Below are 14,950 nucleotides of genomic sequence, written 5' to 3'. Positions count from 1 at the left end.
GGTCGTCTGAAAACCTTTTCAGACGACCTTTGTGCCACCATATCGCGCTATGTGGCGGGTGAACGGACGATACTTTCGCCCACACCGGCCGAATAAAATATCATCAGGGAACACATCATGATCAACCTTTTAATCATTACCCACGAGGCAGTAGGCGAAGCCTACCGCAGCCTGACCCATCATTTCTTCCCCACGGGAATGCCGGAAAACATCCGCATCCTCGGCGTGGAGCCTGACGAAGACCAAACCGACATCATCAACAATGCCATCGCCGCGCTGCAAGAGTTTCCTGAAAACCACGGCGTATTGATTATGACCGACATCTTCGGCGCGACGCCGTGTAACGCTGCCCGCAGGCTGGTGCGCGCGGGCAAATCCGCCATCCTGACCGGACTGAACGCGCCGATGATGATTAAAGCGACCCAATATTCGCCCATGGCGGAAGACCTCGCCGCCTTTACTGAAACGGTCAGGGAAGCCGCCGTCAAAGGCATTTTCGCCATCACCGCCGAACCGGAAGATTTGGTGTGCAAACAGCACGCCGAAGCCGTCTAACCCGACCAACACGTTTTCAGACGACCCCGCACACCCGAAAGCCGAACATGCAAAAACAACAAATCGAAATCATCAACAAACTCGGACTCCACGCCCGCGCTTCCAGCAAATTCACCCAAACCGCCTCTCAGTTTCAAAGCGAAGTCTGGGTAACGAAAAACGGAAGCCGCGTCAACGGCAAAAGCATCATGGGCTTAATGATGCTTGCCGCCGCCAAAGGCACAATCATCGAGCTGGAAACCGACGGCTTGGACGAAGCCGCAGCCATGAAGGCATTGACCGACTTAATCAACGACTACTTCGGCGAGGGCGAATAATGAGTATCGTGCTGCACGGCGTTGCGGCGGGCAAAGGCATCGCCATCGGACAAGCCCACCTGATTACGCGCGGAACGGCGGAAGTGCCGCAATACGATGTTTCAGACGACCTCATCGACGCCGAAGCCGCCCGCTTCGATGCCGCCATCAAAGCCACGCGCAAAGAGTTGGAACAGCTTCGCAGCGCGATTCCCGAAAACGCCCCGACCGAGTTGGGCGCGTTTATTTCGCTGCACCTCATGCTGCTGACCGACGTAACCCTCTCGCGCGAACCCGTCGATATTTTGAAAGAACAAAAAATCAACGCCGAATGGGCGTTGAAACAACAAAGCGACAAGCTCGCCGCCCAGTTCGACAGCATCGAAGACGACTACCTGCGCGAACGCAAACAAGACATGCTGCAAGTCGTCCGCCGCATCCACAACAACCTCGTGGGGCAAAGCAACGACTTAAACCTCAACGAAGGCTTGTTTGAAGACACCATCCTGATCGCCCACGACCTCTCACCCGCCGACACCGTCCTCTTTAAAGAGCAGCGCATCACCGCCTTTGTTACCGATGTCGGCGGCCCGACCAGCCACACTGCCATCTTAGGCCGCAGCCTCGACATCCCTTCCGTCATCGGGCTGCACAACGCCCGAAGGCTCATTACCGAAAACGAAACCGTCATCGTTGACGGCATCAACGGTGTCCTCATCATTGATCCGGACGAAGTCGTCCTCAACGAATACCGCCGCCTCGCCCGCGAATACCGCCTCCACAAGCGCGAACTCAACAAGCTCAAAAAAACTGCCGCCACCACCGCCGACGGCATCAACATCGAGCTGCTCGCCAACATCGAATCTGCCGAAGACATCAAAGCCCTGCACAACTTCGGCGCAGACGGCGTCGGACTCTTCCGCAGCGAATTCCTCTATCTCAACCGCGACACCATGCCGACCGAAGACGAGCAGTACGAAGTGTACAGCGCGATTGTGAAAAAAATGAAAGGCAAAAGCATCACCATCCGCACCGTCGATTTGGGCGTGGACAAAAATCCCCGCTGGTTCGGTCAAAATTCCACCCCCAACGGCAGCCTCAACCCCGCGCTCGGACTCACCGGCATCCGCCTGTGCCTCGCCGAACCCGTCATGTTCCGCACCCAAATGCGCGCCATCCTCCGCGCCGCCGTCCACGGCCCCGTGCGCATGATGTGGCCGATGATTACCTCCCTGTCCGAAGTGCGCCAATGCCTGATCCACCTCGACACCGCCCAACTCCAGCTTACCGAACGCGGCGAAACCTTCGGCACCGTCAGCGTCGGCTGCATGATTGAAATCCCGTCCGCCGCCATGACCGTCGGCAGCATCCTGAAACTGACCGACTTCATCTCCATCGGCACCAACGACCTGATCCAATACATCTTGTCGGTTGACCGCGGCGACGACAGCGTCAGCCACCTCTACCAGCCAGGCCACCCCGCCGTGTTGAAAACCATCCAGCACATCATCCGCACCGCCAACCGCATGGAAAAAAGCGTCTCCATATGCGGCGAAATGGCAGGCGACACCACCTACACGCGGATGCTGCTGGGCATGGGGCTGCGCCGATTCTCCATGAACCCCAACAACCTGCTCCCCGTCAAAAACATCATCCTGCACAGCAACACCGCCCTGCTCGAAACCGAAACCGCCAAAATCCTCCGCAGCGAAGATTCGGAAAAAACCGAAAAGCTGCTGAAATTGCTCAACAGCGCGGAACACGAAGAAGAGCGGCAGGAAGAAGACAGCCCGATAGCGCAGGCGTAAACAGGTTTTCTATAAACCAAAAGGTCGTCTGAAAACCGAAGTTGGTTTTCAGACGACCTTTTTATCGAATCTGAGTCAGCCCCCATATCGTCATGCCCGTGCAGGAAGGAATCCGCACCTAGCTTTTTAGGAATGTTTAAAGATTGATCGAATTTCAAGACTCTCAATTTCCGTCTTTACCCAGCCTTTTATATCGCACCAAACCCAATCCCTCACACCGTCATTCCCGCGCAGGCGGGAATCCAGACCTCCGCTTTTTAAGAAATATTTGAAGATTGCCAAGATTTCAAGCCTCTGGGCTTACGTTGCAGATCATCCTTAATATTTCCGCAACGGCAAAGGTCGTCTGAAAATTTTCAGACGACCTTTGCTATAATCACTCCCTTTGTTTTATTTGAAATTTTTCCAACGCCATGCCCCATCCCGACTTCTCCCAAACCCTCTCCAAAGACCGCCATTTCCTACGTTCCGCCTTCAAAAATCCCAACAAATACGGCGGCTTGTCCAAAGTCGAAGAAAAATACCGAAAATCGCACAACCTCTATCTGCAACGCCTGTCCAAACTGCCCAAACCCGAGTTCGACAACACGCTGCCCGTTCACGAGAAGCTCGAAGAAATCAAAAAAGCCATTGCCGAAAATCAGGTAACGATTATTTGTGGCGAAACCGGTTCGGGCAAAACCACGCAGTTGCCCAAGATTTGTTTGGAACTCGGGCGCGGAGCGGCGGGTTTGATCGGGCATACCCAGCCGCGCCGTTTGGCCGCGCGTTCGGTGGCGGAACGGATTGCCGAAGAGCTGAAATCGGAAATCGGCAGCACGGTCGGCTATAAAGTGCGCTTTACCGACCACACCTCGCGCGATGCCTGCATCAAGCTGATGACCGACGGCATCCTGCTGGCGGAAACCCAGACCGACCGTTATCTCGCCGCCTACGACACGATTATCATCGACGAAGCGCATGAACGCAGCCTGAACATCGACTTCCTACTGGGCTACCTGAAACAACTGCTGCCGCGCCGACCTGATTTGAAAGTCATCATCACCTCGGCAACCATAGACGCAGAACGCTTCTCCCAACATTTCAACGACGCGCCCGTACTGGAAGTGAGCGGGCGCACCTATCCCGTCGAAATCCTCTACCGCCCGCTGACCAGCAAAGACGAAGACGACGCAGAAGTGGAGCTGACCGACGCGATTGTCGATGCGGCGGACGAATTGGCGCAACACGGCGAAGGCGATATTTTGGTGTTCCTGCCGGGCGAACGCGAAATCCGCGAAGCCGCCGAAGCCCTGCGCAAATCGACGCTGCGCCGCAACGACGAAATCCTGCCCCTGTTCGCACGCCTGTCGCACGCCGAGCAGCACAAAATTTTCCACCCTTCAGGCGCGAAACGCCGCATCGTGTTAGCAACCAACGTCGCCGAAACCTCGCTCACCGTGCCGGGCATCAAATACGTCATCGACACCGGCCTCGCGCGCGTCAAACGCTATTCCGCACGGGCAAAAGTGGAGCAGCTTCATGTAGAAAAAATCTCCCAAGCCGCCGCCCGACAACGCTCCGGCCGCTGCGGACGCGTCTCCGCGGGCGTATGTATCCGACTGTTTTCAGAAGAAGATTTTAACATCCGCCCTGAATTCACCGACCCCGAAATTGTCCGCAGCAACCTAGCCGCCGTCATCCTGCGCATGGCAGCATTGAAACTCGGCGATGTGGCAGCATTCCCGTTTTTAGAAATGCCCGATTCGCGGTATATCAATGACGGGTTTCAGGTGTTGTTGGAATTGGGGGCGGTGGAAGAAGCAGCCTGAAAAGGAAAAGGCAGCCTGAAAGGTTTTTCAGGCTGCCTTACGTAGGAATTATTTTTTTATTACTCCGAGAGCAATTAGCAAAATTACAATAATCCGTTCTACCAAAAAAAGTGGCCAGATAAGTGCTATAAAGATAGGGGTTAAAAGCTGTCTTCCGCCTGTCGCCCAACCGACAAGGCAAAACGTTATAATCGCCCCAGTAACATAAACGCCCATATTTTTAGCTCTATCTGCAATAGATTTGGCTACCTATTTGGGTACAGCTTGACCCATCGCTGCCGTAGGTAGTATTACCGATTGTGGTATAGCTTGAACCATCATTACCATAAGTGGTATTACCAATTCGTGTATAACTTGAGCCATCATTACCGTAAGTGGTGTTACCAATTCGTGTATAACTTGAACCATTACTGCCATAGGTAGTATTACCAATATTGGTGTAACTTGTACCATTACTCCCATAGGTAGTATTACCAATTTGCGTATATGTTGTGTCATTGCTGTAACCATAGTCATACATATCTGCAAATGCGGTTGAGCTTAAAACAGCTACAATCAAAGCCAAATAAACCTTTTTCATAATTTAAATCCTTGTCAAAATACGTTAAAAATAGGCAACAACAGTTGTATAGTAAGACAAACTAATTATGTAATCCACAAACTAACAGTATCTAAATTCTCTACTTTTAATCATACAATCCACACTTTAAGGAATAAAAATGGAAATTCACGAAAAAATCCGAGTTCTGCGAGAAATTAACCAATGGTCGCAAGAAGAGATGGCTGAAAAACTGTCTATGTCCCCCAACGGATATGCCAAAATTGAACGCGGACAAAGCAATATCAACATAGAAAAATTAAAGCAGATTGCACAAATATTTAATATTGATGTGGTTGAATTATTTGCTACACAAGATAAATCTTTCTTCTTCTCTATCGGAGACAATACTAATAACCAAAACTATGTGGGTTCTGATGAAAAACTATTGTTAGAAAATAAAAATTTAAAAGAATTATTAGAAGCAAAAAATGATGAGATTGCCGCTTTAAGACAGGTAATTGATTTACTAAAAAATACAGAAAATAAGTAAACAAGTAGCCTGACAAGCACTGGTAAATTTAAAAAACGCCAGATATAGATGCCTGACTTACAAACCATGCAAAACATCCAAACTCCCAACACGCCGTCTGAAAACCGTTCAGGCAGCCCCAAACCACGCTACCGCCTGACCAAACTCGGCGAACAAATGGCGCGCCTGCCCATCGACCCGAAAATCGCGCGCATTTTGTTGGCGGCGAAGAAGCACGACTGCATGGCGGAAATATTGGTGATCGCGTCCGCGCTGTCGATTCAAGACCCGCGCGAGCGGCCTTTGGAAGCGCGCGATGCCGCGGCCAAGGCACACGAGCGTTTTACCGATAAGCAGTCCGATTTCCTTGCCTACCTGAACATTTGGGACAGCTTCCAGCGTGAGCGCAACAAAGGCTTGTCCAACAAGCAGTTGGTGCAGTGGTGCCGCCAATATTTCCTGTCGCACCTGCGGATGCGCGAGTGGCGCGAGCTGCACCACCAGCTTGCCCAAACCGCAATCGAAATGGGTTTGACCACCAAGGAAGCCGCTTTCAGACGACCTCCCGAAATCAAGCAACTGACGTCGTCTGAAAATGCGGGCGACCAAGACTTATCCGCCAAACTCAAACAAAAACAACTAGATAAGAAACAACACCGCGCCCAAATCCGTGCCGCCAAAGAAGCGGGCTACGAACAAATCCACCGCGCCCTGCTCACCGGCCTCATCGCCAACGTCGGCATGAAATCGCCCGACGGCAACGACTACACCGGCGCGCGCGGCAGCCGCTTCCACCTTTTCCCCGCCTCCGCCCTGTTCAAAGCCAAGCCCAAATGGGTGATGGCGGCAGAACTCGTTGAAACGACAAAACTTTATGCCCGCGACGTAGCCGCCATCCAGCCCGAATGGATAGAGCAGGAAGCGCCGCACCTCGTCCGCTACCACTATTTCGAGCCGCACTGGGAACAAAAACGCGGCGAAGTCATCGCCAGCGAACGGGTAACGCTCTACGGCCTGACCGTCTTGCCGCGCCGCCCCGTGTCCTACGGCAGAATCGCCCCCGAAGAAGCACGCGAAATCTTTATCCGCAGCGCGCTGGTGGCGCAGGAATGCGATTTGAAAGCGGACTTTTTTGTCCACAACAAAAAGCTGATTAAAGAAATTAGCGAACTCGAACACAAATCGCGCAAGCAAAACGTGTTGGTTGATGACGAAGCCCTGTTTGCGTTTTATAACGAACGGCTGCCCGATTTTTATACGGCGGATGCGGTTTCAGACGGCCTGCACACCGAAAGCAGCCTGCACCCCCGAAGGCTACCTGAAAATCCCCAGCAAACCCCCCCCTCCCCCGTGGGGGAGGGTTGGGGAGAGGGCAAAACAGTTGCCTCTCAAACCAACTTTTCCGCAACTGCAGCAAACCCTCTCCCTCAGGAGAGGGAACAAAGTGCCGCAGCTTCAACACTTTCAGGCGACGCCAAAGCCCAAAGGCTACCTGAAAACTCCCTATGCTACGCCGACGGTCAACCGATACTACTGGGTGATCGTGTAACGATCGACAGCAAACAATGGCACGGCAAAATCGTTGCCTTGATTGCCGAGCAGCAATGCGACCCATCCATCGGTTACGCCGAAGAATGGGCGACATTACAAAGCGGCATAATGGCGCAATTTGATGAAGCAGGTTTGGTGCACTATCCCGATGCTGAGACTGCCGGCGAACTCATCTTATTGGCACGAGCGGATGCAGCAGATGTCCTAAAATCTAAAAAGCACAACATAGGGTGTGTAGCGCAAGCCACGCACGCGGATTCCAAAGATACGGACAACCGCGTGCGTGAACCCCTGCCCGAATACTGCCGCCCCAAAATCCGCATTGCAGACGATGCCGAACAGCGCGACCGCTTGTGCAGGCTGCTTGTCGCGCAAAACCAGCACGATTTGGCAGCATGGGCGATGCAGTGCGTTCAGCATATCCTACCGTTGCTGCCCCCCGCAGTAGAAGCAGACGCCGTTCATGATGTATTCGATTTGCTCAAACGTTGGCAAAACGGACAGGCAGACGTTGCGCAACTGCGGCAGACAGGTTTTGCGCTGCACAAGCTGGCAAAAGAACAGCAAAATCCCGTTGCCACCGCCGTGTTACGCGCCGCAGGTCAGGCGGTCGGCGTCGGGCATATGAAGGAACACGCGCCCGTGTGCGGCGACTACGCCGTCAAAGCCGTAGGCTTGGCAAACGGTCAAAATCCGCAAGCCGTCAGCCAAGAGCGGCAGTGGCAGCTTGAACAATTACAGCAAATCGCCGCACAACCAAGCAGCCTGCACCCGGAAAGGCTACCTGAAAACACAACCGGCACACTTTCAGACGACCCCAAACCCAAAAAGCAGCCTGCACCCCCAAAAGGCCGTCTGAAACCCCTACCCCTCGCCGACATCCGCACCTTCCAAGCCTGGCTCAAAACCGCCGAGCGCGATAACCCGCGCCTGCTGTTCCTCAGCCGCGACGACCTCATGCAGCACACCGCCGCGCACATCACCGAAGAACAATTCCCCAAACACTGGCAAACCGCAGACGGCAAATTCAAACTCAGCTACCGCTTCGAGCCGCACCACCCGCTCGACGGCGTTACCCTCACCCTGCCGCTCACCGTGCTCAACCGCATCAGCCCCGCCGCCCTCGAATGGCTCGTGCCCGGCATGATACGCGAAAAAATCCAGTTGCAAATCAAAGCGCTGCCCAAACAAATCCGCCGCATCTGCGTGCCCGTGCCCGAATTCATCACCCAATTTTTAAGCCAAAACCCCGACCGCAACGCCCCCATCCTGCCCCAGCTTGCCCAAGCCATCGCCAAAACCGCAGGCGACATCCGCATACTGGAGCAAATCAACCAAGACGAATGGGCCGCGTTCAGGCTGCCCGAACACTGCTATTTCAACCTCCGCATCATCGACGACGGCGGACAAGAATTAGCCATGGGGCGCGATTTAATCCAAATCCAACAACAACTTGGCAAAGCTGCCGCCACCACCTTCCGCGACAACACCCAAGAATTCGAGCGCGACAACGTCACTACATGGGACATCGGCACCCTGCCCGAATCCATCAAATTCGCACGCGGCAAACAACAGCTCACCGGCTACCTCGGCCTGCAAAAAGAAAAAGACGGCCGCATCGCCCTGCGCCTGTTCGACACGTCTGCCGCCGCCGAACAAGCCCACAGATTAGGCGTAATCGAACTCATGAAACTACAACTAAAAGAACAAGTTAAAGACCTGAACAAAGGCATCCAAGGCTTCACCCAAGCCGCCATGCTGCTCAAATACATCAACGCCGACACCCTGCGCGACGACCTCACCCAAGCCGTCTGCGACCGTGCCTTTATCGGCGAAGACGAGCTGCCGCGCAACGAAAAAGCCTTCAAAGAACAAATCAAACGCGCCCGCAGCCGCCTGCCCGCCGTCAAAGAAGCCCTCAGCCGCTACCTGCAGGAAACCGCCGCCGCCTACGCCGAACTGAACGGCAAACTCGGCAAACACCCGCTCACCCACCTCCTAAGACTACGCCTACAAACCCTGCTCGCTGCCGGCTTCGCCACTCGCACCCCGTGGGCGCAATGGCCGCGCCTCCCCATCTATCTCAAAGCCATGACCCTGCGCCTCGAAAAATACAGCGGCGACCCCGCCCGCGACGCAGCCCGCGAAGCCGACATACAGGAATTGGAACAAATGTGGCAGGAAAAAACCGACGGCTTGGTGAAACAAGGACAACCCGTTTCAGACGACCTCGCCGCGTTTAAATGGATGATTGAAGAATTAAGAGTGTCGCTGTTTGCGCAGGAATTGAAGACACCGTATCCGGTGTCGGTGAAGCGGTTGTTGAAGGTGTGGGAGGGTCTTAATTAAAGGAAAATGCCGTCTGATTTTTTCAGACGGCATCTTTTATTTCCTCGACCAACCGATTTAATCGCTCTCTACAAATAGCTTTGTTTTTTAATTCGCACTCCCAAACGACAATCACTTTAAAACCGATCTTTTCCAGCTCGGTTTCATTTTTAATATCACGTTCGCAATTTTTTGTGATTTTTTCCAACCAAAAATCCGTATTGCTTTTCGGGATATGTCCTTTATTACAAGAGTGCCCGTGCCAAAAACAGCCGTGTATAAAGACGACTGTTTTATATTTCGGCAAAACGATATCCGGTTTGCCTGCATAGCGTTTATCGTTTTTCCTATAACGAAAACCTTGGGAGAAAAGAAATTTCCTTACCAATACTTCCAAACCAGTTTCCTTACCATGTATTTTCGACATGATTTGGGAGCGTTTTTCAGATGTGAAAATATCATTCATGCTTTTCTTGTCATCGATTCATATTTTTCTATAAATTCATTATGATAGCTTTTGGCATTGGCAAGTAATTCTGAATAGGTCTTGACGTAAACGGAACCGCCTTTTTGCAATGCTTCCGCCGTCATTGTTACACTTGGGGTATCAACCAATCGTTCTGCTATTAAATAACAGCAAACCTTTGTACCTTTTTCATTACCCAGTCGTTGCGCAATGAAATTTACATAGTCAAGCGCCTGCGTAATTTCTTTATGGCTAATTGTACCTTTTGGGCGTTTCAATTCAATAATAAAAAAACTATCGGCAAATCTTTGGCACAAGAAATCAATTCTCCTATCATTTATATCCAATGTCTCATCAGGATATTTTTCTTTTAATAACGAAGAAAATGTAACCTCATCCTTAAAAGACATAATCCGAGGATCTAACAACCACGGGAATTGCTTTAGGAAATTATGCAAAACAGGAACTTCTTTTGCATTTTGTGCGATATATTCTTCAAATTTCTTAATGGTTTCCAGCCTGACTTCTGCAAGTTTATAAAACTCCCTTGCTTCAATTAATTGCCATTCACTCATTAATTTTAAAATTTGCTCCGGATGATCAAAGTTGTTTTCACTGATATCGGCAGCCAATTCTTTAAATGATGTGAATTGATATGAATCTTGGACATAGCGGATTAGATTGCTGGTTTTTTCCGGCTCTAATCCCTCTGCTTGGATAATCTGATTCATAATTTTTTTAGCCAGCTTTCTTTCGTGTTTTGGTAATGTTTCATACCAATTGTCAAGATTAATACCTACGATTTCTTCAATTTCTTGTTTTTTATCATTTTCTTTGGCATCTTTTTGGAAATTATAGAATTTTTTAATTAAAATTTGTAATAATTCTTCCAAAAGCTTCGTTTCATCAGTTTCCCAATTTAACGAACGTCGATTGGTGGAAATCACATCTTCAGAAAAATCTTCAATAAAATCCACATTTAGCCAACCTGTAAGATATGAATATCCAAAACTGGTTGCACTCAATCCATAAAATGCATATTCATTAACCAGTTTTCCCCTTGAAAAAAGAGCAATTCCTCTCATTTTCTCAGGGATAGTTCTTTCTTTACTAGCAATTAGACAACCTGTTATTTTTTTTAGATACTCTTCATATTTATCTTTTTCTTCAGATGTTAAATTAATCTCTACCCAAGGTGCTTCCCATTTAACAAAACAATCAAAATCCTGATAACGTAAACTGTTACTAATGAGAAGCGGATCGGTTTGTTGATTATGAAAGATATTAACTTGAAAATCTTCTTCATCAAATACATGAAATGCTTTAGAAAGAGATAAAGCCAAATCTTGTGCAGAAAATCCGGTTTTTCTTTTTATTTTTGTTAATTTTATAGTTGTTCCACTTTTTTGTTTTACGGAAATATCACTTTCAAGAATCTTTGGATGATAAATTCCTGTATTGGCTCGCTGAGATTGTATATCATCCCAATTTAATAAAAATGTTGTTTTCAAATAATTTTGAATAGTTGAAATTTCAACTTGGGTGGCAATTCCAAAAAAAGCTAACTTTCCAATTCCTTTTTTACCTATTACCCATCTTTTTCCACTTTTGCTTTTATCAGATTGATCATCTTTTCTTCTATTTCGGCCAATTAATAAAAACTTATCATTGATTTCATCAAAGCTCATCCCATGACCATTATCTTCAATAATTATTGACTTTTCCTGATCTTTATCGTTTAAATAAATTTTTACTTCAGTAGCATCTGCATCATAAGCATTTGATATTAACTCGGAAATAACCGGCGGTAATGTAGAATACATTTGAATGCCTAAATGTGTAATCACATTGGGGTCAAATTTCATTTCAAGCATTTTTTGTGGACTTTGATACATTTTGAATTTCTCCGTATCGTAAAGGTTATTTTTTAACACTGATGATACTCATTCCTATTTTTTTAGCATATTCAGGAGGGACGGCATTTCCGATCAGTCGAGCTATCGCATCCCTACTTTTACCCCTAAATATGTATTCTTTAGGAAAAGATTGCAGTACGGCTCCCTCCCGCATAGATAAAGCCCTATCCTCATCCGGATGTACGAACCGTCCGTTGGAAATACTGAAAAATTTGGTTGTTATGGTAGGTGCGGGCTTATCCCACCATAACCTACCGAACGTGTCTTTAAAACTATTGTCTTTTCCGATAAAACATTTCAGCTGTAATTCGGGAATATGCGCAAAAGCCAAGCGGTTTCCTCCGTTTTTGGGGACCAGAGCCAATCGTTTCAGATTGATATCGGATAATCCCGCACAGCTATGCATAAAATCCGTTTCGTCTTGATGCCCTGCAATAATTTGTGGAAAGCCGTTTTCCATTCCCAAAACATCGCGTACCGTAAGCCGTTTGCCCGAATACTTGACTGGTTCCAGCTTTTCTTTGGTTATTCTGTTTGCAATTAACGTAAATCTTTTACGGCTTTGGGGAATTCCGTAATCGGCCGTATTGTGAATACCGAAATGGACGGTAAATCCTTTTTCTTCCAATAATTTTATGAAATTATCAAGCCCGCTTTCTTTCATCCTGCTCAGAATTCCCGGTACGTTCTCTACAACAACATATCCGGGATTGAAATATTCTACAAACCGCTGAAACTCCAAAAGTAAACTCTTGGATTTTTCCGATTTGCTTTTATCTGTTTGGATAACACTCCAATATTGACAAGGACTACAACCTATAAGAATCAAATCATCATCATTCTTTTTTAAGCCGAGTTCTTTTTCCAATGTTTCAGGCTGCAATTCAAAAACATCAGCCTGTATAAATTTAGCATTTATATTGGCTTCATATGTTTCTTTGCAGCTAGGTTCGTAATCTATCCCGGCTAAAACTTGAATACCGGCGGATTGCATTCCATAGCTCATCCCGCCTCCGCCACAGAAAAAATCGACCGCCTTTAAGGTACTGTTTTTCATTTCTATTTAAATAATTAGACTAGTGAAAACTAACTTTATATAACATATAATTTATCGCTTATCAAAAATAATTTGAGATTTTATTAAAATTCATGCGTCTAAATAAGCAGAGCTTAATTTCCTCCAAACGAGCAGATGTCTTCAAATGCACACTTCACAGAAAGGTCGTCTGAACCCCTTTTCAGACGACCTTTTCCCACTTCGCAAAACAAGAATTCCCACCACCCTCTCCACAAACGTCACCCGAACCAGTAAACTCCTAATATTTCAACAAATTTTTGGAAGCAAACCATGTCCGGTATCTACCTATCCCGCCTATTTCCGCCACACATCGCCGAACGCGGACTGCTGTATTTTCAGCAGGGCAAGGTTCGCGATGTCCAAAAAACTTCCGCCGGGCGTTATCGGGCGGAGGTGTGCGGTTCGGAAAACTATTCGGTATGGCTGAAGCTGGATAGTGATTTGTACATTAAGGACGGGGGCTGCGATTGTCCTTATGGCTGGGCGTGCAAGCATATGGCGGCGTTGTGGTATGCGGTGCGCGCCCAAACGCCGGACGGGCAGCCTGACGAATCTGATGCGCAGCAGCCTAAACAGGGCGGCAATCCGTATCGCCATCAGCTCTCCCGAATCTTTTCCCGAACCCGATATTATGATTACCACGAAGCCGCCGATTTGGGCTTCAGGCTGCAAAACTGGTTGGAAGATGTGGCGCAGGAGGGGACGGCGGCGTTGCAGCAGGCTTTGCCTCTATTGATACCGCGTTTGCAGGATGCTTTTGAAAAGGCGGACGATTCGGACGGTATGTTGGGCGATGCCATGTATATGGCAATCGACCTGCTGGAAGAGGCGGTCATGGAAAATGTCCCCAAGCGTTTGATCAATTTTTTGGACAAATGTTTGGACGACAGCCGCTATTTTGATTTCTCGGAGGCAGGCAATAAAATCTACCAAATCCGCGCCCGAATCTGGCGGCTGCGCGGCGAATGGCAGGCGTGGCAAGATTATGTGGCTAAACGTTTGGCTGTTACCAAGTCGGGTTGAGAACATGAATTTTGGGCATTTGAGGGTTGGCAGGTTTTGCAGGCGAAAGGCGATACTGCTGCCGCGCAGGATTATTTCAGACGACATCTGCGCCTGCCGAAATTCAGACAAATTGCGGTAGAACAAGCAGTCGGGCAGCAAGATTGGGCGGAAGCGGAACGCCTCTTGCGCGAAGGTATCAGCATTGCCGAAGATGAAGGAACACTCGGCACAGTGCACAAATGGAAGCTGCAACTTTTTGATGTATTGAAGGAAACCGGCAAAAATGTACGCGAAATCGCAGCAGATTTGGCATTTTCCACCAGCCTTTCATTGCCGCATTACGAGGCATGGAAAGCCACGTTTTCCGCCGCCGAATGGCTGCATGAATTCAACCGCCTGCTTGAGCGCTTGTCGGGTCAATATTCGCTGCAAGCTGAAATATTGGAGCATGAACAGGAATTCGACCGGCTGCTCGCCCTATTGCAGCAACACCTTTCGTTGTACATGATGGAACGTTTTGCCCCGTCTTTCCCCGAGCCGTATCACGATAAAATCGTAGCGTTCTACCTGAAAATCTTTGCGGCTGAAATCAATAAAGCAAGCAACCGTAAGCAATACCGCCAGCTCTTGAACCAATTAAAAGTCCTCCGTCGCCAATATTCCGCACAACGGCAGGCAATGGAAGACTTTGCCGACGAGATCAGGGAACGATATAGCGAAAAACCGCGCCGGCCTGCACTGTTGGAAGAATTGGATCGGGCGGGGTTTTAGGAAAAAGCTATTCATCTACACCCTTACGATGAATCTTTCCAAACAAGCCTGCAATCCTTACATATAGAAACCAGAAGCGTTGTTTACAGTATTTTCAGGGAAATACTGAAACAGGAACATCCACAAAAACACCTGCTTCATCCTATACCACCAAGCCATTTGGCAGGCCTACTCACAGGAAAAGGAAAGCGTTACCTCCCTAGCCCGCTGCTACCAAGTCAGCCGCGTCACCATCTACCACGCGTTTAAGGCCGTAAGGAGTAAGTCACAATATTGTAGAACCTGCCGAAGCGTT

At 48.9% G+C, this 14,950-nt stretch carries 12 protein-coding genes; 8 read left to right on the top strand and 4 right to left on the bottom strand.

Features of this window, described 5'->3' with window-relative positions:
- Positions 1-117: 117 nt before the first annotated feature.
- The 4 genes from HMPREF2907_RS01330 (at position 118) to hrpA (ending at position 4,470) form a co-directional block, all read left to right on the top strand.
- A complete protein-coding gene (locus HMPREF2907_RS01330; RefSeq protein WP_070496480.1) occupies positions 118-555 on the top strand; it encodes a PTS sugar transporter subunit IIA in 438 nt (145 codons plus the stop codon).
- Between the two features lie 47 nt (positions 556-602).
- On the top strand, positions 603-872 hold the full coding sequence (locus HMPREF2907_RS01325; protein ID WP_003767811.1) for an HPr family phosphocarrier protein: 270 nt from the start codon (positions 603-605) through the stop codon (positions 870-872).
- Entirely contained in the window at positions 872-2,659 is a 1,788-nt protein-coding gene (ptsP, locus tag HMPREF2907_RS01320) for a phosphoenolpyruvate--protein phosphotransferase (protein WP_070679242.1), read from the top strand. Before HMPREF2907_RS01325 ends, ptsP begins: the two co-directional genes overlap by 1 nt.
- Before the next feature lie 413 nt (positions 2,660-3,072).
- On the top strand, positions 3,073-4,470 hold the full coding sequence (gene hrpA, locus HMPREF2907_RS01315) for an ATP-dependent RNA helicase HrpA (RefSeq protein WP_083310637.1): 1,398 nt from the start codon (positions 3,073-3,075) through the stop codon (positions 4,468-4,470).
- Positions 4,471-4,696: 226 nt separating this feature from the next.
- Here hrpA and HMPREF2907_RS01310 read toward each other — a convergent pair whose 3' ends face one another.
- Positions 4,697-5,050 carry a hypothetical protein gene (locus HMPREF2907_RS01310; RefSeq protein ID WP_210388577.1) on the bottom strand — a complete coding sequence of 118 codons (354 nt, stop codon included), beginning with the start codon at positions 5,048-5,050 and terminating at the stop codon, positions 4,697-4,699.
- A 139-nt stretch (positions 5,051-5,189) separates the two neighbouring features.
- Between HMPREF2907_RS01310 and HMPREF2907_RS01305 the strand changes: the two genes are divergently transcribed.
- The gene (locus tag HMPREF2907_RS01305) at positions 5,190-5,561 is read left to right on the top strand and encodes a helix-turn-helix domain-containing protein (protein ID WP_070679239.1); all 372 of its coding nucleotides are present in this window, start codon (positions 5,190-5,192) and stop codon (positions 5,559-5,561) included.
- Positions 5,562-5,627: 66 nt separating this feature from the next.
- Entirely contained in the window at positions 5,628-9,440 is a 3,813-nt protein-coding gene (locus HMPREF2907_RS13410; RefSeq protein ID WP_070679519.1) for a DUF3418 domain-containing protein, read from the top strand.
- Positions 9,441-9,462: 22 nt separating this feature from the next.
- On the opposite strand, the gene HMPREF2907_RS01295 is transcribed toward HMPREF2907_RS13410, so the two are convergent.
- The 3 genes from HMPREF2907_RS01295 to HMPREF2907_RS01285 are packed head-to-tail and all read right to left on the bottom strand — an operon-like array spanning position 9,463 to position 12,858.
- The gene (locus tag HMPREF2907_RS01295) at positions 9,463-9,885 is read right to left on the bottom strand and encodes a very short patch repair endonuclease (protein WP_070679235.1); all 423 of its coding nucleotides are present in this window, start codon (positions 9,883-9,885) and stop codon (positions 9,463-9,465) included.
- Complete coding sequence (locus HMPREF2907_RS01290; RefSeq protein ID WP_083310636.1) at positions 9,882-11,780, bottom strand: ATP-binding protein; 1,899 nt, start codon at positions 11,778-11,780, stop codon at positions 9,882-9,884. Before HMPREF2907_RS01290 ends, HMPREF2907_RS01295 begins: the two co-directional genes overlap by 4 nt.
- Before the next feature lie 25 nt (positions 11,781-11,805).
- Positions 11,806-12,858, bottom strand: coding sequence for a DNA cytosine methyltransferase (locus HMPREF2907_RS01285; protein WP_070679232.1), 1,053 nt, complete (start codon positions 12,856-12,858; stop codon positions 11,806-11,808).
- 291 nt (positions 12,859-13,149) lie between these two features.
- On the opposite strand from HMPREF2907_RS01285, the gene HMPREF2907_RS13405 reads away from it, so the two are divergent.
- On the top strand, positions 13,150-13,902 hold the full coding sequence (locus HMPREF2907_RS13405; protein ID WP_318258968.1) for an SWIM zinc finger family protein: 753 nt from the start codon (positions 13,150-13,152) through the stop codon (positions 13,900-13,902).
- Between the two features lie 36 nt (positions 13,903-13,938).
- Complete coding sequence (locus tag HMPREF2907_RS13400) at positions 13,939-14,655, top strand: hypothetical protein (RefSeq protein WP_070679226.1); 717 nt, start codon at positions 13,939-13,941, stop codon at positions 14,653-14,655.
- Positions 14,656-14,950: the final 295 nt, after the last annotated feature.

This window comes from Neisseria sp. HMSC055H02 (assembly GCF_001813335.1).
GTDB classification, from domain to species: Bacteria; Pseudomonadota; Gammaproteobacteria; order Burkholderiales; family Neisseriaceae; genus Neisseria; species Neisseria sicca_C.
This window is presented reverse-complemented; position numbering and strand designations above follow the sequence as displayed.

Excerpts from the sequence above, each read along its gene's own strand:
- HMPREF2907_RS13410 (WP_070679519.1), top strand. The coding sequence starts at position 5,628 with ATGCAAAACATCCAAACTCCCAACACGCCGTCTGAAAACCGTTCAGGC.
- HMPREF2907_RS01330 (WP_070496480.1), top strand. The coding sequence starts at position 118 with ATGATCAACCTTTTAATCATTACCCACGAGGCAGTAGGCGAAGCCTAC.
- HMPREF2907_RS01295 (WP_070679235.1), bottom strand. The coding sequence starts at position 9,885 with ATGAATGATATTTTCACATCTGAAAAACGCTCCCAAATCATGTCGAAA.
- ptsP (WP_070679242.1), top strand. The coding sequence starts at position 872 with ATGAGTATCGTGCTGCACGGCGTTGCGGCGGGCAAAGGCATCGCCATC.
- HMPREF2907_RS01290 (WP_083310636.1), bottom strand. The coding sequence starts at position 11,780 with ATGTATCAAAGTCCACAAAAAATGCTTGAAATGAAATTTGACCCCAAT.
- HMPREF2907_RS01285 (WP_070679232.1), bottom strand. The coding sequence starts at position 12,858 with ATGAAAAACAGTACCTTAAAGGCGGTCGATTTTTTCTGTGGCGGAGGC.
- HMPREF2907_RS01310 (WP_210388577.1), bottom strand. The coding sequence starts at position 5,050 with ATGAAAAAGGTTTATTTGGCTTTGATTGTAGCTGTTTTAAGCTCAACC.
- hrpA (WP_083310637.1), top strand. The coding sequence starts at position 3,073 with ATGCCCCATCCCGACTTCTCCCAAACCCTCTCCAAAGACCGCCATTTC.
- HMPREF2907_RS01305 (WP_070679239.1), top strand. The coding sequence starts at position 5,190 with ATGGAAATTCACGAAAAAATCCGAGTTCTGCGAGAAATTAACCAATGG.
- HMPREF2907_RS01325 (WP_003767811.1), top strand. The coding sequence starts at position 603 with ATGCAAAAACAACAAATCGAAATCATCAACAAACTCGGACTCCACGCC.
- HMPREF2907_RS13405 (WP_318258968.1), top strand. The coding sequence starts at position 13,150 with ATGTCCGGTATCTACCTATCCCGCCTATTTCCGCCACACATCGCCGAA.